Source organism: Vulcanisaeta sp. JCM 16159 (genome assembly GCF_001316265.1).
Lineage (GTDB): Archaea > Thermoproteota > Thermoprotei > Thermoproteales > Thermocladiaceae > Vulcanisaeta.
In genome coordinates this window covers 1-4,404 of record NZ_BBDN01000023.1, presented here as the reverse complement: position 1 = coordinate 4,404, position 4,404 = coordinate 1, and the positions used below count along the sequence as shown (strand labels likewise).

Annotated in this window: 5 protein-coding genes; 1 reads left to right on the top strand and 4 read right to left on the bottom strand. The window is 44.7% G+C overall.

The features are described from left to right. A partial coding sequence (locus JCM16159_RS12940) for a CAP domain-containing protein (protein ID WP_243666927.1) occupies positions 1-1,391 on the top strand: 1,391 nt, incomplete at its 5' end. Positions 1,392-1,478: 87 nt separating this feature from the next. Here the strand turns inward: JCM16159_RS12940 and JCM16159_RS12935 are convergent. The 4 genes from JCM16159_RS12935 to JCM16159_RS12920 form a co-directional block, all read right to left on the bottom strand. Beyond that, the gene (locus tag JCM16159_RS12935) at positions 1,479-2,045 is read right to left on the bottom strand and encodes a hypothetical protein (protein WP_243666926.1); all 567 of its coding nucleotides are present in this window, start codon (positions 2,043-2,045) and stop codon (positions 1,479-1,481) included. Beyond that, a complete protein-coding gene (locus tag JCM16159_RS12930; RefSeq protein ID WP_054858089.1) occupies positions 1,987-2,220 on the bottom strand; it encodes a hypothetical protein in 234 nt (77 codons plus the stop codon). Before JCM16159_RS12930 ends, JCM16159_RS12935 begins: the two co-directional genes overlap by 59 nt. A gap of 52 nt (positions 2,221-2,272) precedes the next feature. Next, a complete protein-coding gene (locus JCM16159_RS12925) occupies positions 2,273-2,848 on the bottom strand; it encodes a DUF996 domain-containing protein (protein ID WP_054858088.1) in 576 nt (191 codons plus the stop codon). 245 nt (positions 2,849-3,093) lie between these two features. Beyond that, positions 3,094-4,086 carry a hypothetical protein gene (locus tag JCM16159_RS12920; RefSeq protein WP_243666925.1) on the bottom strand — a complete coding sequence of 331 codons (993 nt, stop codon included), beginning with the start codon at positions 4,084-4,086 and terminating at the stop codon, positions 3,094-3,096. Positions 4,087-4,404 lie beyond the last annotated feature (318 nt).

Here is a 4,404-nt window from a genome sequence, read left to right as displayed (position 1 = left end):
GTAGGAAATACTCATTCGGGGGTGGTGGACGTAGGGTCGGTGGTGCTATTGCTGCAATTCTACTTATCCTGAGCTTATTAATGTGGGGTTATGCTGTTTATGTTCAGATGATGCTTCCCATGACCGTTGCATTCATATTGGCGCTCATAGCATTGGTGCTTAGGCGTAGGTGGTATACCGGGCTTTGGTTCTTCATAGTACTAATCAGTACATTAATAATGCTTGGAGCAGGAACGCCATTCGTAATAACCACATCATCGATCACCCCACCAACAATTAATTTACCGCAGCCGTCGATTACCCAATCAACGACCCAGTCGGTCGTTATTGACCCTAACTGGGTTGGTCAATTCATTGGTGTTGTTAATGAGTATAGGGCTGAGGAGGGTGCACCACCACTCCAGTATTGCCCGTGGCTCAGTGATTTCGCCCAGGTTAGGTTTAACACAATGATTACAAACCCGGCAATTAGCCACTACGGCTATGAGGGTGACTACCAGGAGTACCTAGGCCAGTACCAGGACTTCCTAATAACTGGTGAGGAGGCCCTATACCCAAGTGGTTACACGCCTAATCAGTATGTCCAGTACATGATTAGTAATGCCCCAATACACTGGAGGGGTTTGATGAACCCGAACTACACGTACTACGGCTACTTCATTGGTTATGGACCCAGCTACGTGGTTATTGGTTCATGCCCAGTCACGGAGATTCCCGGCCCAAACATAGACATCCCGCAGTACTACCAGTCCTATGGCTGCTCCTATGAGATTGAGAATACCACGTGGCTCGTGATTGAACTGAGCAATTGGTGTAGTGGGCCCGTGACAATGCCAGTCACGGCATTTAGCATTGAGTTATACCCGCAGTTCTATGAGTATGTCCCGATCCAGTACAGCTTACCAACTGGTCAGGAATACGCCACATTGAATATTTATGTGACGAGTACGGGGCCGGTGAGACTCTTCATATTCACCCCGGACCAATTCAACTACTTCAAGAGCCTATACACTCAGCAAATTTGGTCGTTTACCGGGCCGGCTTATTACTACGGTGGTGAGTCTACAATGTTCAATACCCAGGTTGCCCTGGACACGCAGCAATTGGGTAGTGGTGGCTACTACCTAGTGATTAGTAATGTACTACCCAACGCAAGCACGGTCTCCGTGTTCACAAACATAACACTAACATTCACACCACAAACACCGAACATACAATTAACAAGCACTGCACAGGCAAGCATTATAAATGGTACATTACCGACAATCCAACCAATCAACGTGACAATACCCACACCAAACATAACAATACCACAAATACCACCAATAAACATAACAGTACCGCAGATAAACATAACACCACCAACAATAAACACATCAATAAACTGGTAAAAGGGCAGTTAATGAAACAATAATATCAAAATAAAACCATCATTACTTTTTTTAAAATAACCACGTTTTATATCTCGCATTATTTCACTAACTAGAACTACCACAACTTAAGTGATTGAGCGTTATGCTTCCAGTGGCTGTGACGCTGTATGCGTTGGGGTTGTAAACAACCACGAAGTACATGTTGCCTCCGTATTGGTAGGTCGGTGATAGCGTAATTGTCTGTTGAATATAGGTGCCGCTGAATTCATAGTAGTAACTCCACGTGAATGGTGGTGATTGACCATAGTACTGCGCCCACTCATCAATGAGCAGATCTATCATGTCAGCTGCGCCCATCACGTACACCGTGACAGGCCCAGTGCTGCTCACCGTGAATGTAACTGAAGCCGTGCAACCACTGGGTACGTAAATGCTTATTAGGAAGTCATAATCACCTGGCGAGACTGTGTCAGTCTCTGTGTCGCTAACCATGCCAGTGACGACTGCATTCAGCAAACCACTCACGTTGCTGTACTGGCTTTGTAGGCTTGAGTATTCACTCTGTAGTGTGTTGTACTGGCTCTCGAGTGAGTTATACAGCCCCTGCAGACCGCTATATTGACTTTGAAGTGAGTTGTATTGGTTTTGTAGGTTTGTGTAGTTTGTCTGCAATGCCGAGTACCTGCTCCAGTGCCGTGTAATTACTTTGCAGGCTCACGTACTGGGCGTAGAGTGCGTGGTAATTATTCTCGGCTGCGTACCACTCATAGGCGAAGAAGCCCGCGATAACCGCTAGAACAACCACAATAATTATTAATCCTATCGAGAGCGTCTTGGAAACACTCATTAAGGTCTAAATATAGCAGATTTTTGACTTTAAAGTATTACTAAAAATAGACTTATCTCGCCTGGGCTCTCAACTTCCCAAAGGCTTTAATCATTACGTAGTATGAGTACCATATTACGAAGGCTCCAACGAGGATTAGTGAGAGCCATGCACCAAGCCAGTAGTCCCTACCGGCGTCCTCAAACTCAGTAATACCCGTTAACTTATTCAAAAGCTTAAACGCATCCCTCAGGGAGTACGCTGCTGGGATATTCAGGATTATGAAGAGGAACACACTGCCCCTGGCGGCGATAGGGTTGGGGGCTAGGGCTGAGGCTATTTGCGTGAGAATAAGCCCCGCAATGTATAGGGCGAAGAACCTCCTCATGTATCTCCAAATGCCTGGCTCATTGTAGATTTGTGATAGGTCACGGGTTGATAGTACGAGGTTGATAACACCAATAATGCCAAGAACGAAATCTGCAATCAATGCGGCAAAGAATAGGACCAGAAATGCCACAGAGTTTAACGCGATGGCACCCGCCAACGAAACCGCAAGCGCTATTATCACAAATATTGGCGTCCAGAAGAGCATTACCGAGCCAAGCCAGCCCCTCCTAGCTGCACTGACGAGGTCACCACCCATCATCCCACCAAGCCACTAAAACCATTGAAAAATTATTAAAACATAACCCTAATACAACCAAGAACATAACAGGCATGGTGCATGCCTCAAGTACCAATTCCTAAGCTCCTCATGTCTTGGCTTGGTGTTGGTTGTTTGGTTATGGTTTGTCTTGGTCGTGACTCGCAGTGGTTTTACAACCCACTTCCGGCCTTAGCATCTGAAGCTGTTTAATGCCGGGAGTAATTGGTTGTAGCATCCACCTTTGTTTACGTTTTTTTTACCGCATCCTCAAGTTTGTTTAATTTGTCTACGGTTATGCATAGGTTGAATTTTAGTGGTTTTCTGGCTCCTTCACCATGCACCGTGACCTCAAGCACCAACTCCGTATCCTTGGTTAGCCTTAGGCATGCCCTGTAGGGCCTTAACGACGGGTCACTTGGTCCTCCACCACCGTATTCGCTATAGGGCATTACTAGGTACTCACTTTCACTCAATTTTACATAATCAAAGATTAACAACCTATTCCTCTGGCCAGGGGATATTGATGTTATGTGCTGATAATCAGTGTAGAGCCAGGGCATTGGCAATTTATCAGGAAGCACTTTATCAATAATCTCCTTTAAGCCTTTACAACTAAATAATTCTTTTATTTTCTCCTTCCCAATCCTCCTTGGAAAGTACGCCATAGGTCTCGGTATTATCCTCTCGGGTAAAGCCCAGGGAAGTGCCTCACCAATTACGTGAGGATTGATTTCATTAACGAGGTAATTGCCGCAATTAGGAGAGTTAAGTAAATCCTCGATATACTTAATATGCTTATACTTTTCTTTACAATCATTAAATTGATCCCTGCGTAGTAGGATTTCGCCGAGGTGGTACGTTTCTTGGCCGTTATTTTTCCTGACCTTAATTGTTAGTGATGCCTTTGCATCCCTAACTATTGCATTGCCATCATTGATTATCATTGCGGATACCCTACGCGTTGGATTAAAAACCTCAACGTCAAGCCCTGGGTCATCTTTACCGCCAATGCCTAGGGATAGCCTTAACGTACTCGTTGATGAGTAGTGCTTGGCTATGTCGTTGCCTAGTACGGCTATTATTGATATTAGGGCCCCAATGATCGGCCCCAGCACCTGGTACATATGCACTAGCCCAAAGACTGCGGATACGATAATGCCAATTATTAAAATCGTTATTAATAAACACTCAGTACTCCCAACAATGCACCTAGCAATCCTTCTCAATCTCTCAAACACACCCACTAGATGGGGAAACCATGAAGAAATAAATGCATATCGCAAGATAATAGAGAATGAAGAAGGCACGGAACCACCTCAAAATAACGAACCTTTAATCTCCTCATAGGTATAATTTTAAAAGTAGTGTTAATAAAAGTTGGAATTGATGAATTGTTGGTCATTGAATGATCCTTGTGAGAGGAATGTATGCTTGATGTACGAGAGAATGGGTTATGAGTTTGAGCATTATGGTGGTAGTACTGAGGAGTACTGCTGATCATCCAGGTTGCGAAGAACTTACGCAGCTCATAAAGCTCGAAGCCACGGTTAAGCACC

Excerpts from the sequence above, each read along its gene's own strand:
- JCM16159_RS12925 (WP_054858088.1), bottom strand. The coding sequence starts at position 2,848 with ATGATGGGTGGTGACCTCGTCAGTGCAGCTAGGAGGGGCTGGCTTGGC.
- JCM16159_RS12930 (WP_054858089.1), bottom strand. The coding sequence starts at position 2,220 with ATGAGTGTTTCCAAGACGCTCTCGATAGGATTAATAATTATTGTGGTT.